Annotated in this window: 11 protein-coding genes and 1 pseudogene; 10 read left to right on the top strand and 2 right to left on the bottom strand. The window is 56.8% G+C overall.

Annotated elements, in window-relative coordinates:
- Positions 1-13: 13 nt before the first annotated feature.
- Genes LINBF2_RS12505 through LINBF2_RS12495 form a run of 3 tightly spaced genes read left to right on the top strand, consistent with a single transcriptional unit; the run spans position 14 to position 6,711 of the window.
- Positions 14-4,072, top strand: a complete 4,059-nt coding sequence (locus tag LINBF2_RS12505) for a YhdP family protein (protein ID WP_281889308.1) — start codon at positions 14-16, stop codon at positions 4,070-4,072.
- Positions 4,072-6,072: a PAS domain S-box protein gene (locus LINBF2_RS12500; RefSeq protein ID WP_281889306.1), complete on the top strand. Its 2,001-nt coding sequence runs from the start codon at positions 4,072-4,074 to the stop codon at positions 6,070-6,072. The genes LINBF2_RS12505 and LINBF2_RS12500 overlap by 1 nt, the downstream gene beginning before the upstream one ends.
- A gap of 3 nt (positions 6,073-6,075) precedes the next feature.
- Positions 6,076-6,711 carry a response regulator gene (locus LINBF2_RS12495; protein ID WP_104800413.1) on the top strand — a complete coding sequence of 212 codons (636 nt, stop codon included), beginning with the start codon at positions 6,076-6,078 and terminating at the stop codon, positions 6,709-6,711.
- A 1-nt stretch (position 6,712) separates the two neighbouring features.
- Here LINBF2_RS12495 and LINBF2_RS12490 read toward each other — a convergent pair whose 3' ends face one another.
- Positions 6,713-6,853: a hypothetical protein gene (locus LINBF2_RS12490; RefSeq protein WP_201747071.1), complete on the bottom strand. Its 141-nt coding sequence runs from the start codon at positions 6,851-6,853 to the stop codon at positions 6,713-6,715.
- On the opposite strand from LINBF2_RS12490, the gene LINBF2_RS12485 reads away from it, so the two are divergent.
- The 3 genes and pseudogenes from LINBF2_RS12485 to LINBF2_RS12475 form a co-directional block, all read left to right on the top strand.
- A complete protein-coding gene (locus tag LINBF2_RS12485) occupies positions 6,786-8,045 on the top strand; it encodes an MltA domain-containing protein (protein WP_236657968.1) in 1,260 nt (419 codons plus the stop codon). The genes LINBF2_RS12490 and LINBF2_RS12485 overlap by 68 nt on opposite strands.
- Before the next feature lie 56 nt (positions 8,046-8,101).
- Positions 8,102-8,389 (top strand): Bor family protein, encoded by a 288-nt coding sequence (locus tag LINBF2_RS12480; protein ID WP_104800415.1) that lies wholly within the window; start codon positions 8,102-8,104, stop codon positions 8,387-8,389.
- Positions 8,390-8,471: 82 nt separating this feature from the next.
- Positions 8,472-8,693, top strand: a pseudogene (locus LINBF2_RS12475) (Bor family protein); the annotation flags it as partial.
- A 58-nt stretch (positions 8,694-8,751) separates the two neighbouring features.
- Here the strand turns inward: LINBF2_RS12475 and LINBF2_RS12470 are convergent.
- Positions 8,752-9,228 (bottom strand): Lrp/AsnC family transcriptional regulator, encoded by a 477-nt coding sequence (locus LINBF2_RS12470; protein ID WP_104800417.1) that lies wholly within the window; start codon positions 9,226-9,228, stop codon positions 8,752-8,754.
- A gap of 141 nt (positions 9,229-9,369) precedes the next feature.
- On the opposite strand from LINBF2_RS12470, the gene LINBF2_RS12465 reads away from it, so the two are divergent.
- The 4 genes from LINBF2_RS12465 to secF all read left to right on the top strand — a co-directional run bounded on the left by LINBF2_RS12465 (position 9,370) and on the right by secF (position 16,199).
- Complete coding sequence (locus LINBF2_RS12465; protein WP_281889301.1) at positions 9,370-12,930, top strand: indolepyruvate ferredoxin oxidoreductase family protein; 3,561 nt, start codon at positions 9,370-9,372, stop codon at positions 12,928-12,930.
- A gap of 87 nt (positions 12,931-13,017) precedes the next feature.
- Entirely contained in the window at positions 13,018-13,347 is a 330-nt protein-coding gene (yajC, locus tag LINBF2_RS12460; protein WP_281889299.1) for a preprotein translocase subunit YajC, read from the top strand.
- Positions 13,348-13,379: 32 nt separating this feature from the next.
- Positions 13,380-15,233 carry a protein translocase subunit SecD gene (gene secD / locus LINBF2_RS12455; protein ID WP_281889297.1) on the top strand — a complete coding sequence of 618 codons (1,854 nt, stop codon included), beginning with the start codon at positions 13,380-13,382 and terminating at the stop codon, positions 15,231-15,233.
- Positions 15,234-15,245: 12 nt separating this feature from the next.
- Positions 15,246-16,199, top strand: coding sequence for a protein translocase subunit SecF (gene secF, locus LINBF2_RS12450; RefSeq protein ID WP_281889295.1), 954 nt, complete (start codon positions 15,246-15,248; stop codon positions 16,197-16,199).
- Positions 16,200-16,312: the final 113 nt, after the last annotated feature.

Raw genomic sequence — 16,312 nt, 5'->3', positions numbered from 1 at the left:
TATTGCTCGTACCGTGAAACAGTTGTCTGACGCCGTGAATTCCACCCCCGAAAATTTGATGCTTGATTTGCAAACCAAGTCAGGCTGGCGACGTGCGCTCAACTGGGCTTTGGGTTTGGTGGTGTTCACGTGGGTGGCTGTGCTGATGGCTTGGAGCGCTCTGCACATTTTCATTGTGCCGCGAATCAGCGATTACCGTGAGGTGCTGCAACAACAAGCCTCACGTGCATTGGGCATTCGTGTGGAAATCGGCCATGTCAGTGCCCAAGGCGGCTGGTTGGTGCCATGGTTTGAAGCCAATGACATTGTGTTGTTTGACCGTGAAGGGCGTGACGCCTTGCGCTTGCCGCGCGTGATTGCAGCGGTGTCGCCACTCTCGGTGCTGTTCGGTCAGTTTGAGCAACTGGACATCGAGCAACCCGAATTAGAAATTCGTCGTGATGCGCAAGGCCATGTGTGGGTTGCTGGTTTGGACACCAGTGCGGCGGGTGATGGCCGCGGCGCAGATTGGTTCTTTTCACAACCCGCGTTTATGGTGCGTCAAGGCGTGGTGCATTGGCGTGATGAAAGCCGTCCAGCAAAAGCGCAAACGAGCGCACCGGTGCTGTCGCTTCAAGGTTTGGATGTCTCGGTGAAAAACCAGTGGTTTCAGCACGAGCTGAGGGTAGATGCCACCCCGCCCGAGGCCTTTGGCCAGCGCCTGTCTGTGCGTGGCAAGTTTTTCCAATTGCCTTGGCAGCGCGCGGGCGATACCGCGCAATGGTCGGGTGAGTTGTTTGCCGACTTGCCTTATGTCGATCTTGCGGCCTTGCGCCAATGGGTGGCGATGGACAAAGGTTTGTCTTTGCAAGAAGGCCGTGGTGCCGTGCGTGTGTGGACCGATGTGCAAAAAGGACAACCCATCGGTGTGACAGCGGATGTGGCGCTAGATGCTGTGGCCGCTCGCTTGGGGGCAGATTTGTTGCCCTTGAGTTTGCGTCATATGCATGGTCGCGTGGGTGCACAGTGGCAAGACGGTGAAGTGGAAATCAGCAGCCAAGATTTGGTGTTCGACACCCAAGAGGGTGAACACTGGCCGGGTGGTGTGGTGCGTCTGAGCTGGCGCGGCGACACATTTGAATCTGGCACGTTCAGTGCAGACCGTTTGGATTTGGATGCTCTGGTGCAAATCAGCCAACGTGTGCCGTTGTCCGAACAGGTGCGTGACCTCTTGGCGCGTGCCCAACCGCAAGGTCAAGTCAACCAGCTCAAGGCCACATGGCAGACCAACGACGACGCTTCTCTTCAGTACAGCGCGCGCGGCCAAGTGCGTCAATTCTCTATGCAGCGCGATGCACTGCCCAACAGCCCATTGGCCCATGTGCCTGGCATGCAAGCCGCGCAACTGGAATTTGATTTGACCCACAAAGGTGGCAAAGCCCGTGTGAGCATTCACAAAGGCAGCTTGACCTTGCCCCTCGGCTTAGATGAGCCGTACATCGCGCTGGAAGAAGCCTCGGCACAAATCGCTTGGCAGCTCAAAGGCGATGACGTGGCCTTGCAGTTCACGCAGGGCCGCGTGGTGAACGACGACATGGCGGGTGAATTCAATGGCAATTGGAAAACAGGCGAAGGCGATGCGCGCTTACCCGGCGTGCTGGATTTGACGGCCTCGCTCAGCCGCGCCAAAGTGGCACACGTCCATCGCTATTTGCCCAACACCTTGCCCGCTGACGTGCGTGCCTATGTGCGTGATGCGGTCAAGACGGGAGACGCCAGCCATGTGACCCTGCGCTTGCGCGGCAACTTGAACGACATGCCGTTTGACAACCCCAAGCTGGGTGAGTTCCGCGTTGTTGCGCAAGTGGCACAAGCTAAATATGCCTACGTGCCACCGGAGCCACCTAAGCCTAAAACTGCGCCACGTCCTGCATGGCCTGCCCTGACAGAGCTCAATGGCGAGTTGGTGTTTGACCGATCTGCGTTGCATTTCAAAGGACGTACACAGTTGGCGGGTGCCCCAGATGTGACTTGGCAAAAAGTGGAAGCGCACATCCCTCAGTTGGCACAACCTGTGGTGAGCGTGACGGGCGAAGCGCGCGGGCCTGTGGCACAGGTGCTGGATGTGATTGCCAAATCTGCCCTCAACGACTTGACGGGCACCGTGCTGAACAAAAGCCAAGCCACGGGCGATGCAAATTTCAAATTGGCACTGAGCTTGCCCATCGACAAGCTAGAGACGTCTAAGGTTCAGGGCAGCGTGGTGTTTGCCGACAATGCTTTGCAAATTATTCCTGGTACGCCTGTGCTCAACCGCACACGCGGTACCTTGCAGTTCAGCGAACAAGGGTTTCAGCTCAAGGCGATGCAGGCCCAGTTGTTGGGCGGCGATGCGGTGTTAGATGGCGGGTTGTCATTTGTGGTGGGTGATGGCGAATCACCTTTGCAACTCAAAATTCATGGCGACCTGACCGCTGAGGGTTTGCAGCGTGCCCGTGAGCTTGGCTTTGTTTCTCGGTTGGCACAACGCGCATCTGGCAAGTCAAGCTACACCGCCACTTTGGGTTTGCGCCGTGGTGAGCCCGAGCTGTTGATCAACAGTGATCTCAAGGGCATGGCCTTGAATTTGCCGGCGCCTTTGAATAAAACGTCGCAGGCGGTCATGCCTTTGCGCGTTGAGACGCAACTCACACGCGAATCGCTAGCAGCTAAATCACGCGTGTTGCAAGACCAAATCAAAGTCACCTTAGGCAGTGTGGTGTCGGTGAGCTATGTGCGTGATCTCACTGGGTCACGACCCCGTGTGGTGCGTGGCGGCATTGCCGTGGGGCAGTCGGTGATGGATGCTGTGCCTATGCGTGACAACGCGGTCAGCCTCAATTTGCAATTGCCAGCGTTAGACCTGGATGCATGGAACACCACGCTCACACAACTCACCGGTGCGTCGCCGCTCAAACGCAAATCGACCGCCACCTCGGTCATTGGCAGCGAAGCCACAAGCGAAGGCGCCCAAGACTACATGCCCACATTTGCTGCGTTGTTGGCAGAACAAATCAAGGTCTCAGATCGGGTGATTCACAAAGTGGTGGTGGGAGGCACACGCCAAGGTGATTTGTGGCGTCTCAACATCAGTGCCGATGAGTTGAATGGTTCCGCGGAAGTTCGTCCGCCCAATGGCAATGTGCCCGCGCAGTTGTATGTGCGTTTGGCGTATTTGAATATTCCGCCCAGCTCGGTGCCCGATGTGGAGCGTCTGTTGACTGAGCAGCCCAGCAGCATTCCCACTTTGGACATCGTGGTAAATGAGTTGACCTTGCGTGGCAAAAAACTGGGGCGCTTAGAAATTGATGCGGTGAATCGCGTGGGCGCAAATGCTGTGCGTGAATGGCGACTCAACAAATTCAATGTGATCTTGCCCGAGGCCACCTTGACGGCCAATGGCAACTGGGCCGCCGAGGGGCCACGCGTACGTCGCACCCAGTTCAATTTTGTGCTGGCCATCCGCGACAGCGGTGATTTGTTGACGCGTTTGGGGACGCCTGGCGCTATTCGTTATGGTGAGGGGCGTTTAGAAGGCCAAGTGTCTTGGCAAGGCTCGCCCATCACTTTGGATTACGCCAGCATGAGCGGCAAGATGAATTTGGCGATTGAAAAAGGTCAATTTTTAAAAACAGAACCAGGCGCTGCGCGCTTGCTGGGTGTGTTGAATTTGCAAGCCTTGCCGCGTCGTTTGACCTTGGACTTCAGCGATTTGTTCAGCGATGGATTTGCTTTCGACTTTGTGCGCGGTGATGTGCGCATTGACCAAGGCGTGGCATTCACCAACAACTTGCAGATGAAGGGCGTGGTTGCTGGCGCTTTGATTGAAGGCAGCGCCGACCTGGTGCGCGAAACCCAAAAACTCAAAGTGGTGGTGGTGCCTGAAATCAATGCGGGAACGGCATCGCTTTATGTGGCCACCATCAACCCGTTGGTTGGATTGACCAGCTACTTGGCCCAGATGGTGTTGAGCAAACCTCTGGTGCGTGCAGGCACCAGTGAGTTTCAAGTGGATGGCACGTGGGCAGATCCCCGTGTGACCAAGGTGGATTGATGTTGTTGCCTGTGGGACCACAAGTACGTCGCTGGGTGCTGTGGGGGCTCTTGGTGGTGCTGGTGTTGTCCATGCTGAGCACTTTGGTGTGGCTGGCTGGGCGCTACGAGGTGAGCCAGGTGCAAAGCCGCTTAGAGCGCGACGCGGCAGATGCGGTGAGCGACATCCGCACCGCGCTCACCCGCAATGTGCAAAGCTTGCAAGCCTTGCAATATGCCGATCGCGCTGCCACGCCGTGGGAGCAAGATGCCCACACCTTGTTGCGTGAACATCGCGAGTGGTTGCGTCTAGAGCTGCGTGATGCGGACTTACGCGTGCTCAAAAGCATCGACACCCCGTTTCGGGCTCCCGTGTTCAACCGTTTTGGTCGCGCGGCCAATCAGCCTGAAGTGGTGCAAGCGTGTGGTGTGGCACGCCGCCAAAGCGGCCCCGGCTATGGCGCGAGCACCTATGTCCCACAAGCCGATGGCTTGGGCTTGGAAATTATGGATTTGTGCTTGCCGGTCATCACCGATGGCCAGCTCACGGGCTACACCATTGCCACCTATTCCTTGGGGGAGATCTTGGTCAACATGGTGGGGCCACAGCTCACGCGCAGCCAAGAGGTGTCATTCACAGAGTCAGATGGCACGCGTTTGGCCATGCACGGCACAGCACGTCGCGGCTCGCGCGTGTTCATTGCCAAGCAGCTGATTGATTTGCCGGGCCACACCATGGTGCTGCGCATGGACAGCTGGCGCGGTGCCCCTGATGTGTTTCCCAATGTCTTGACCGCGTTGGTCACGGCCATGGCGATTGCCTTGGTCACCGTGCTCATCATGTTGGCGCGTGACATGCGTCGCCGTCAACGCGTGGAGCTGGACTTGGCCGAAGCGTTGGCCTTTCGCAAAGCCATGGAAGACTCCCTCGTCACCGGCTTGCGCGCCCGTGACAACCAAGGTCGCATCACCTATGTGAACCCCGCATTTTGCGAAATGGTGGGTTTCGAGGCCAAAGAGTTGATTGGCAAAAGCATTCCTGCACCTTATTGGCCACCCGAGATGGTGGACGAGTACGGCCAGCGCCAAGCCTTGCGTTTGGCGGGTAATGCGCCGCCGCGTGAGGGCGTGGAATCGGTCTTCATGCGCCAAAACGGTGAGCGTTTTGCCGTGATGATTTTTGAAGCCCCGCTGATCAACGCCTTAGGCGAACAAACCGGCTGGATGGGCGCGGTGTTGGACATCAGCGAGCAGCGTCGCGTGGAAGAAGTGTCGCGTGCCAGCCAAGAACGTTTGCAAGCCACCGCACGTTTGGCCACGGTGGGTGAGATGGCCTCGTTGTTGAGCCACGAGTTGAACCAACCGCTCGCTGCGATTTCAAGTTACGCCACCGGCAGCATGAACCTGTTGCAAGATGCCGCCGTGAAAGACCCGCAGTTGGCGGAGACCTTGGGCAGTGCCATCCAGCGCATTGGCCAGCAAGCTGAACGTGCCGGCAAGGTCATCAAGAGCGTGCACGACTTTGTGCGTCGCCGTGACCAAGCGCGCGAGGCAGTGAAGCCACGTGCCTTGCTCGATGACGTGATGCCCTTGGTGATTTTGCAAGCCCGCAAATTGGGTGTGCGTGTGGTGGTTCAATGCCCGACCGATTTGCCAACCGTGTTCTGCGATCGGACCATGGTCGAACAAGTGCTGTTGAATTTGTCGCGCAATGGCATGCAAGCCATGGCGGATGAAACGCCTAACAAAGTGCTCACACTCAGCGTACGCAGCGCTGCATCCAACGCAACCAGCCGTTGGTTGGAGTTTTCGGTGGCTGATATTGGCCAAGGCATTCCTGATGGCGTGTCAGAGAAATTGTTCACACCGTTTTTCACCACCAAAGAAGAAGGCATGGGCTTGGGTCTGAGTTTGTGTCGTACCGTGGTGGAACAACATGGTGGATTTTTGGGGCATCGCCCCAACACACCGCGCGGCACGGTGTTCAGTTTCACCCTGCCACAATCGTCCCCCGAGACCTGACACATGCAACCCACAGAAGACGCTTTGGTTTTTATTGTTGACGATGACGCTGGCGTGCGCGAAGCGCTGGCGTGGCTGTTGCGTTCGCGCCGTTTGCCCAGTCAATCGTTTGACAGTGCAGATGCATTTGCCGAGTTTTTAGGGGGAGGCAGCAATGCGTGGCAGCCTTCGCAGCCCGGTTGCTTGTTGCTTGATGTGCGTATGCCAGGCATGAGCGGCTTGGCTTTGTTTGAGCATCTCATTGAGCGTCAACTGCTTGATGCCTTACCTGTGATTTTTTTAACAGGCCATGCCGATGTGCCCACCGCCGTCGATTCCGTCAAGCGGGGCGCGTTTGATTTTTGTGAAAAACCTTTTTCAGACAACGCCTTGGTCGACCGCATTGAACAAGCCTTGGCGCGTTCGGCGCAAACCTTGCAAAGCGTACGAGCCAAACAAGACCTGCAACACAACTTGGCCGATTTGACGGAACGTGAACGCGACGTGATGCACTTGGTGGTAGAGGGTTTGCCCAACAAACTGATTGCAGATCAGCTGGACATCAGCGTGCGCACCGTGGAAGTTCACCGCGCCCGTGTGTTTGACAAAATGAATGTGAAGTCGGCCGTGGAGTTGGCCAACTTGCTGCGTGGCGAGTGAGTTATTTTTCGTCTTTGGCGGCTTCTTCTTGTGCGGCAAGGTGTTCAGCTTCGGTTTCTTCCCGACCTGAGAACATCGTCCACCATACGATCAACACCAAGATGCAACCCGCGCCCAGCGCTTCTAGCAAAATTAACAGCATGAGACAAATCCTGTGGCGTTTGACATGGACCTTGATTGTAGGAAGCTTGGTGGCGTGCGGCACCCCACGCTACGCGCCCGTGACGGACTACGGTCGTTCAGCGCCTGCTGCTAGGGCGCCCGCAGAAACACCGCGTGCCAGCGGCAGTTTGGCTGGCACACCCGGCACACCGAGTCCGCAGCAAAGCTACCGCAGCCGTTGGGTGGCCACGTCATGGAACGATGTGCCCGGTTGGCAAAACGACCCCACGCAGGATGCATGGAATGCATGGCTGCAAAACTGTGAACGCCCCGGCCCTTTGTTTGCGCCGTTGTGCAAAGACGTGCGTCAACTCATGCTGGGCAGCGACGATGACCGCCGCCTGTGGATGATGAGCCACTTGCAGCCCTACCGTGTTGAATCGCTTGACGGTGCCGTCGATGGTTTGCTCACCAGCTATTACGAGCCGCTGTTTGATGCGTCAGCACAAATGCGTCCCGGCTTTGAAGTGCCGTTGTACGCCCCGCCTGAAGGGTTGGCCGAAGCGCGACGCGCGGGCCGCCCATGGTTCAGCCGACAAGAGATCGACACCAACTCGCAAGCGCGTGACGCCTTGCGTGGCCGCGAAGTGGCGTGGCTTGCTGATCCGATTGATGCCTTGGTGTTGCACATCCAAGGCTCAGGTCGCGTGCGCATGGCCAATCCCGATGGCACCACGCGCGTGGTGCGCTTGGCATTTGCCGGCTCCAACGAGCAGCCGTATCAAAGCGTGGGCCGTTGGTTGTTAGACCGTGGCTTGATTCGTGATGCGTCGTGGCAAGGCATCAAGGCATGGATTGTTAGCGCCCAACAAAGCAATCCGCGCTTGGTGCAAGAGATGTTGTGGAGCAACCCGCGCTATGTGTTCTTCCGTGAAGAGGTGCGCAGCGCGGCGGATGCCGACCTCGGTCCGCGTGGCGCACAAGGTGTGCCCCTGACCGCGGGACGCTCGATTGCCGTGGATAAAGATTCGATTCCCTACGGCACACCGGTATGGCTGGCCAGCGCTGGGCCCAATGGCAGTTTGCAGCGTTTGGTGTTTGCGCAAGACACGGGCAGCGCCATCGTGGGCGCGGTGCGGGCCGATTACTTTGCGGGCACAGGAGCGGAGGCGGGGGACTTTGCGGGGCGCATGAAGCAGGGTTTACGTCTTTGGGTGCTATGGCCTCGATGAATTGAATACTAATATCTACTAAAATAGACGCCCATCTAACTTTTTGAGTGTTTGAAATGAAAAAACTAGCGATTGCAGCCATTGTGCTCAGCTTGACTGGCTGCGCGATTCAGCGTTTTGATGTTCGCCCTGACGCGCACAACGCACCAACACATGACGACTTGCAAACCTTCTGGGTGGGTGGCATTGGCCAAAGCGAAGAGATTGATGCCGCCAAGGTGTGTGGCTCTGCTGCCAAAGTGCAGCGCGTCGAAACACAAATGACCGCTGGCAACGTGGGTCTGACCATTGTGACGCTGGGTATTTATTCCCCACGTCAAGTTCGTGTTTATTGCACCCGTTAATCGTTAGGACAGCATCATGAAAAAAATCATTTTTCCCTTGATCTTGGTTGCCACATTGGCTGCTTGATCAACACAAACTGCCTACATCAACGGTCAAACCGGCAAGTTGGGCAAAGAAGACATGCAAACCTTCTTTGTGAGCGGCTTGGGTCAAACACAAACCATCGACGCAGCTGCGGTTTGCGGCGGTGCCAACAAGGTGGTCAAGGTTGAACGTCAAACTTCATTCATCAACGGCGTGCTGGGTATGTTGACTGGCGGTATCTACACGCCTTACGACGCCAAGGTGTATTGCGCAAACTAAGTTAGTTGCGCATTTCGGAAGCCCCGTTTGCACGGGGCTTTTTTATGTCAGTCGACGATCATTTTTTCAAATGCGTCAAAGGCAAAGCTCCGCTGGCTTTGACTTCACCGAGTGAAAAGCTGGTGTGTATGTCTTTCACATGCGGCAAGTTGATCAACACCTCGCGTGCAAATTGGCTGAAGGTTTCTAAATCTTGCGACACCACTTGCAGCTCAAACGTGCCTGTGCCGCTGATGTAGTGGCAGGCCACGATTTCTGGAATTTTGCGAATCGCCACTTCTAACTTGCGGGCCACATCGCCTGTGTTGCGTTCCGCATCCACGCGCACAAATGCCAGCACACCCAAGCCAATTTTGTGGCGGTTGATTTCTGCGCGATAGCCGGTGATGTAACCCTCTTCTTCAAGCACACGCACACGCCGCCAACAAGGCGCCGCACTCAAGCCCACGCGCTGCGCCAGTTCTGCATTGGTCAGGCGTGCATCGGCTTGTAGCTCGCGCAAAATCGCCAGATCAAATTTGTCGAGTGTCTCCAAGGTAACGCCCCTCTGTTTCTTTTTATCGAGATTTTAGAAAGAATCTTGCGCAAACAGGGTAATTTAGAGCGTAAAACGCAAACCTTTATCTGGACGCAAACCCTACACTTTGTTTCAAACACAAAGCAAACGGAGACACCGATGAATGCACCCTTACCCGAGCACGTTCGCCGAGCCCTCGACACCGTGACGCTGGACGACAAATACAGCCTCGACGTGGGCCGCGCATTCATGAGCGGCGTGCAAGCCTTGGTCAAGCTGCCCATGTTGCAGCGCCAACGCGATGCGCTGCAAGGCAAAAACACGGCAGGCTTCATCAGTGGTTATCGCGGCTCGCCGCTGGGCACCTATGACCAATCGCTGTGGAAAGCCAAGCCATATTTAGAAGCGCAAAACATCGTCTTCCAACCCGGTGTGAACGAAGAGCTGGCCGCCACCGCGCTGTGGGGCACCCAGCAACTCGGCTTTGCACCGCCGGGCAGCAACAAGTTTGATGGTGTGTTTGGTATTTGGTACGGCAAAGGGCCGGGCGTGGACCGTTGTTCGGATGTGTTCAAGCACGCCAACATGGCGGGCACCACACCCTGGGGCGGCGTGCTGGCTGTGGCGGGCGATGACCATGTGGCCAAAAGCTCAACTGCGGTGCATCAAAGCGATCACATTTTCAAGGCCTGCGGCACGCCCGTGTTCTTCCCCAGCAACGTGCAAGAAATTTTGGATTTGGGTTTGCATGCCATCGCCATGAGCCGCTTCAGCGGTGTGTGGTCGGGTATGAAGACGATTCAAGAAATTGTGGAGTCCAGCTCCACTGCGGTGATTGATCCACAGCGCGTGAACATTGTCATTCCAGAGTTTGAAATGCCTGCAGGCGGCCTGCACATCCGCTGGCCCGACACCGCACTCGAACAAGAAGCGCGTTTGTTTGACTACAAGTGGTACGCAGCCCTTGCGTATGTGCGCGCCAACCGTTTGAACCACAACGTCATCGAAGGCCCGAACGACCGCTTAGGGTTGATCACCAGTGGCAAGGCCTACAACGACACGCGGCAAGCGCTGCTTGACTTGGGGCTGGACGATGACACCTGCCGCCGCTTGGGTATTCGTTTGCACAAAGTGGCCGTAGTGTGGCCGTTGGATGCGCAGCTCACGCGTGAGTTTGCCAAGGGCCTGCAAGAGATTTTGGTGATTGAAGAAAAACGCCAAGTCATTGAGTACCAACTCAAAGAAGAGCTGTACAACTGGCGTGCTGATGTGCGTCCCAATGTGCTGGGCAAATTCAACGAGATCGAAGGCGACGCAGAGCAAGGCCCCTTTGGTGGCGGCGGCGGCGAATGGTCCATGCCCAACCCCAGCGCCAATACTTTGTTGCGCGCGAACGCGGACCTGAACCCCGCGCTCATTGCGAAGGCGATTGCACAACGCGTCTTGAAGCTCGGTGTAGATGCCGACACCACCGCGCGCATCAACGCGCAGCTGGCCATCATCACAGCCAAAGAACAAGCCATGACCGCGGTGACTTTGAAGGCCGATCGCATGCCGTGGTTCTGCTCGGGCTGCCCGCACAACACATCTACCAAAGTGCCCGAAGGCTCACGCGCCATGGCTGGCATTGGCTGCCACTTCATGGTGTTGTGGATGGACCGCGACACGAACGGGTTCACACAAATGGGTGGCGAGGGCGTGCCTTGGGTGGGCCAACAACCGTTTGTGAACGACCAGCACATCTTCGCCAACTTGGGCGACGGCACTTACTTTCACAGCGGCATCTTGGCGATTCGCCAAAGCATTGCAGCGGGTGTGAACATCACCTACAAGCTGCTTTACAACGATGCCGTCGCGATGACGGGTGGGCAACGCGTGGGTGAACGTCCTGAAGGCCACAGCGTTTTGCAAATTGCCCAAAGTATGAAAGCTGAAGGCGCGCAACGCATCACCGTGGTCACGGACGAGCCCGAGAAATACGAAGGCGCTGGTTTGGTCGACGGCGTGGCCGTGTTCCACCGCGACGAGCTAGACCGCATCCAACGCGAGATGCGGGGAATCTTGGGCTGCACCGTCATCATCTATGACCAAACCTGTGCCACCGAAAAACGCCGCCGTCGCAAACGCGGCACGATGGCCGACCCTGCGGTGCGCGTGTTGATCAACGACTTGGTGTGCGAAGGCTGTGGCGACTGCGGCGTGCAAAGCAACTGCATGAGCGTGGAGCCGATTGAGACCGAGTTCGGTCGCAAACGCACCATCAACCAAAGCACCTGCAACAAAGACATCAGTTGCGTCAAAGGCTTTTGCCCGAGCTTTGTGACGGTGGAGGGCGGCAGCCTGAAGAAAAAAGCCAAAGGTGTGTCGCGCATGGCGTTGCCTGCATTGGCCTTGCCAGAACCCACGTTGCCAGATGCCACACACGCGTGGGGCATGGTGGTGGCGGGTGTGGGTGGCACGGGTGTCATCACCATCGGTCAGTTGTTGGGCATGGCAGCACACATCGAAGGCAAAGGCGTGGTCACGCAAGACGCAGCCGGTTTGGCACAAAAAGGTGGTGCGACGTGGAGCCATGTTCTGATCGCCAATCATCCAGACGACATTCGCACCACGCGTGTGGGTCTTGCAGCGGCAGACCTCATCATTGGTTGTGATCCCATCGTGGTGGCGGGCAAAGAAACCTTGCAACGCATGCGCGCCGGTCGCACGCATGTGGCGCTCAACGCACACAGCGCACCTACCGCAGCCTTTGTGCGCAACGCCAACTGGGAAAACCCAGGCGAAGCGTGTGTGGCTGAAATCGTGCATGCCGTGGGCGTTGACGGTGTGAGTGCTTTTGATGCTGACCGTGTGGCCACGCAAGTGTTGGGTGACAGCATTTTTGTGAACCCCATGGTCTTGGGCTTTGCTTGGCAAAAGGGTTGGGTGCCCTTGGGGTTGGAGGCCTTGATGCGTGCGATGGAACTCAACGACATGGCGGTGGCGCAAAACAAAGCCGCGTTTGAATGGGGCCGTCACTGCGCCGTGCATTGGGCTGAGGTGCAAGCCTTACTGGCGCCTGCGCAGGTGGTGCATTTCCACAAGTCTGAGGGGGTGGATGCGCTCATCGCCAAGCGCGTGGCTTTTCTCACCAGCTATCAAAGCGCGTCGTATGCCAACCGCTATCGCGCTGTGGTGGAGCGTGTGCGCACGGCAGAAGCGGTGTTGCATAAAACCACGCTGACTGAAGCCGTGGCGCGTAACCTGTTCAAACTCATGGCCTACAAAGACGAGTACGAAGTGGCGCGCTTGCACACCGACACAGCCTTCTTGCAAAAGATCAAAGGCATGTTTGAGGGGGACTACACACTCAACTACCACTTGGCCCCGCCGCTGATTGCTAAGACCAATGCCAAAGGCGAGTTGCAAAAGCAAAAGTTTGGGCCGCTCATGCTCACGGGTTTCAAGGTGCTCAAGCATTTCAAGTGGCTCAGAGGCACGGCGTTGGATGTGTTTGGGTACACCGAAGAGCGTCGCATCGAGCGCGCCTTGATCGCTCAATACCAAAGCAGCGTTGACACCATGCTGGGGCAGCTCAACGCCGGCAACCACGCCTTGGCGGTGGAGATGGCGCGAATACCTGAACAAATCAAAGGCTTTGGCCACGTCAAAGCGCGCCACTTGGCGGCGGCGCGTCAAAAGTGGGATGGCTTGAAAGCGCAGTGGTCCGCCCTGAACTGAGGCACTGAGCCAGCCGCATACAATCCGCGTTTGGTCTGCTGGGGCGTTTTGCACCCTGGCAGCAGTCCCTCAATTTGGAGTTTGACCGTGTTGATTTCTTCTGCTTTCGCCCAAACCGCACCTGCCGCTGCTGCAGGTGGTGACCTCATGACTTCTTTGCAAGGCATGTTGCCTTTGGTGTTGATGTTTGTGGTCTTGTATTTCGTGATGATTCGTCCACAGATGAAGCGTCAAAAAGAGCACAAAGCCATGATCGAAGCCATCGCCAAAGGCGACGAAATCGCCACAGCTGGCGGCTTGCTCGGCAAGGTGACCAAGTTGGCGGATGCCACCGTGACGATCGAAATCGCTGCTGGCGTGGAAGTGCAGTTGCAACGCCAAGCCGTGGTGCAAGTGCTGCCTAAAGGTTCACTGTAATTCGTATCCACCACTAAGACGACGAAGCGATCATGAACCGTTACCCCCTTTGGAAGTACGCGATCATCGTGATCGCTTTGGTTGTCGGCAGCCTCTACACGCTGCCTAACTTTTTTGGCGAAGCGCCTGCGGTGCAGGTGTCTGCCGCTAAGTCGTCCGTTAAAGTTGACCTCACTGTGCAAGAGCGCGTACAAGCGGCCTTGGCCGCTGCCAGTCTCGCGCCCGATGTGGTGACCTTGGACAACGGCTCGCTCAAAGTGCGCTTTGACAGCACTGACAAACAACTCAAAGCCAAGGACGCAATACAGCAAGCCTTGGTGCCTGATGCGAACGATGCGTCGTATGTCGTGGCGCTCAATTTGTTGGCCCGCTCACCCGCGTGGCTGACCTCGCTCAATGCGGCCCCCATGTATTTGGGTTTGGACTTGCGCGGTGGTGTGCACTTCATGTTGCAAGTGGACATGCCTTCAGCGCTCACCAAGAAAGCAGAGTCTTTGGCAGGTGACATCCGCACCGGCCTTCGCGAAAAGAACGTGCGCCACAGCGGCATCAGTCGTAACGACCAAACCATCGAGATTCGTTTTCGCGACATGGCCACGTTGGAAGCTGCGCAACGCGTGATTCAAGACCAGTTCCTGGATTTGCAAACCACCAGCGCCCCTGATGGTGCGGACTTCAAGCTCACTGCGGTGATCAACCCTGTGGCAGCCAAGCGCGTGCAAGAGCAAGCCATCAAGCAAAACATCACCACCTTGCACAACCGTATCAACGAGTTGGGCGTGGCCGAGCCTGTGATTCAACAGCAAGGCACAGACCGCATAGTGGTGCAACTGCCAGGCGTGCAAGACACCGCCAAAGCCAAAGACATTTTGGGCCGTACTGCCACGCTGGAAATCCGCATGGTGGACGACAGCGCCGAAGCCCGCAGTGCAGAGTTTGGCAACGGCCCCGTGCCGTTTGGCACCGAGCGCTTCATGGACCGCAACGGCCAAGCGGTGATCGTGAAAAAGCAAGTCATCTTGACCGGTGAAAACCTCACCGATGCCCAACCCGGCTTTGACACACAAAACCAAGAAGCCGCCGTGCACTTGACGCTCGACGCCAAAGGTGCACGCATCTTCAAAGATGTGACGCGTGAGAGCGTGGGCAAACGCATGGCCATTCTGCTGTTTGAAAAAGGCAAGGGCGAAGTCGTGACCGCGCCTGTGATCCGTAGCGAAATCGGCGGGGGTCGCGTGCAAATTTCTGGCCGCATGAGCACCGTGGAAGCCAACGACACTGCCTTGTTGCTGCGCGCTGGTTCGCTCGCTGCGCCCATGGAAATCATTGAAGAACGCACCATTGGGCCAAGCCTCGGTGCTGAAAACATTGCCAAAGGTTTTGACTCCGTCACCTGGGGCTTTGTCGCTGTGACCGCCTTCATGTGTATTTATTACATGTTGTTTGGCGTGTTCTCCAGCATCGCCTTGGCCGTGAACTTGTTGCTCTTGGTGGCGGTGCTCTCTATGTTGCAAGCCACGCTCACGCTGCCTGGCATGGCTGCGATGGCCTTGGTCTTGGGCATGGCGATTGACGCCAACGTGCTGATCAATGAGCGTGTGCGCGAAGAGCTGCGCAATGGTGCATCCGCACAGTCGGCCATCCACGCCGGCTACGACCGCGCATGGGCCACCATCCTCGACTCCAACGTCACCACCCTGATTGCTGGCTTGGCCTTGTTGGCCTTTGGCTCTGGCCCTGTGCGCGGCTTTGCCGTGGTGCATTGCTTGGGCATTTTGACCAGCATGTTCTCTGCGGTGTTCTTCTCGCGTGGCTTGGTCAACGTTTGGTATGGCCGCCAAAAGAAATTGCAAAGCGTGTCTATTGGCACTGTTTGGCGCGCTTAAAAGGAAGTCATCATGGAATTTTTTAAGATTAAAAAAGACATCCCGTTCATGAAACACGCGGTGGCGTTCAACGCCATCTCGTTCATCACGTTTGTGGCGGCGGTGTTCTTCTTGTTCAGCCGTGGTTTGCACCTGTCGGTCGAGTTCACGGGCGGCACGCTGATGGAAGTTAGCTACAGCCAGCCCGCTGACCTCAATGCCGTGCGCGACCAAATCGCCAAGCTCGGTTTCTCAGATGTGCAAGTGCAAAACTTTGGCACGGCGCGTGATGTGATGATTCGCATGCCTGCCGTCAAAGGCCAAAGCTCTGCGCAGCAAAGCGAACAAGTGCTGACCGCACTTAAAACCACCGACGCCAATGTGCAGCTGCGTCGCACCGAGTTTGTCGGCCCCCAGGTGGGAGACGAGCTGGCGGTCGACGGCCTCAAGGCCTTGGCCTTTGTGGTGGTGGGCATCATGATTTATTTGGCCATGCGCTTCGAGTGGAAGTTTGCCGTGGCCGCAATCATTGCGAACTTGCATGACGTGGTCATCATCTTGGGCTTTTTCGCGTTCTTCCAATGGGAGTTTTCGTTGCCCGTCTTGGCTGCCGTGTTGGCAGTGTTGGGCTACTCTGTGAACGAATCCGTTGTGATCTTTGACCGTATCCGAGAAAACTTCCGCCGCTATCGCAAGATGGACACGGTCGAGATCATCGACAACGCCATCACCTCCACCATCAGCCGAACCATCATCACCCACGGTTGTACGCAGCTCATGGTGTTGTCCATGTTGTTGTTCGGTGGTGCAACCCTGCATTACTTTGCGCTGGCGCTCACCATCGGCATTTTGTTTGGCATTTACTCCTCCGTGTTTGTGGCGGCAGCCATCGCCATGTGGTTGGGCATTCGCCGTGAAGACCTGATCAAACACACGGCCAAAGTGGCGGGCGATTCTGATGATGAGAATTCTGGCGCTGTGGTTTAAAACCACTTGCCGTCAATGGAAAAGCCGGTTTGCGAACCGGCTTTTTTGTGCCCGCTTGGCTGAGTGGTCAGACCACTCTTTGTCTTGCAGGTGACTTGAAAAAGGGTTTACCC

Source organism: Limnohabitans sp. TEGF004 (genome assembly GCF_027924965.1).
Lineage (GTDB): Bacteria > Pseudomonadota > Gammaproteobacteria > Burkholderiales > Burkholderiaceae_C > Limnohabitans.
The sequence above is the reverse complement of the archived record's forward strand: the minus strand, read 5'-3'. Positions and strand labels throughout refer to the sequence as shown.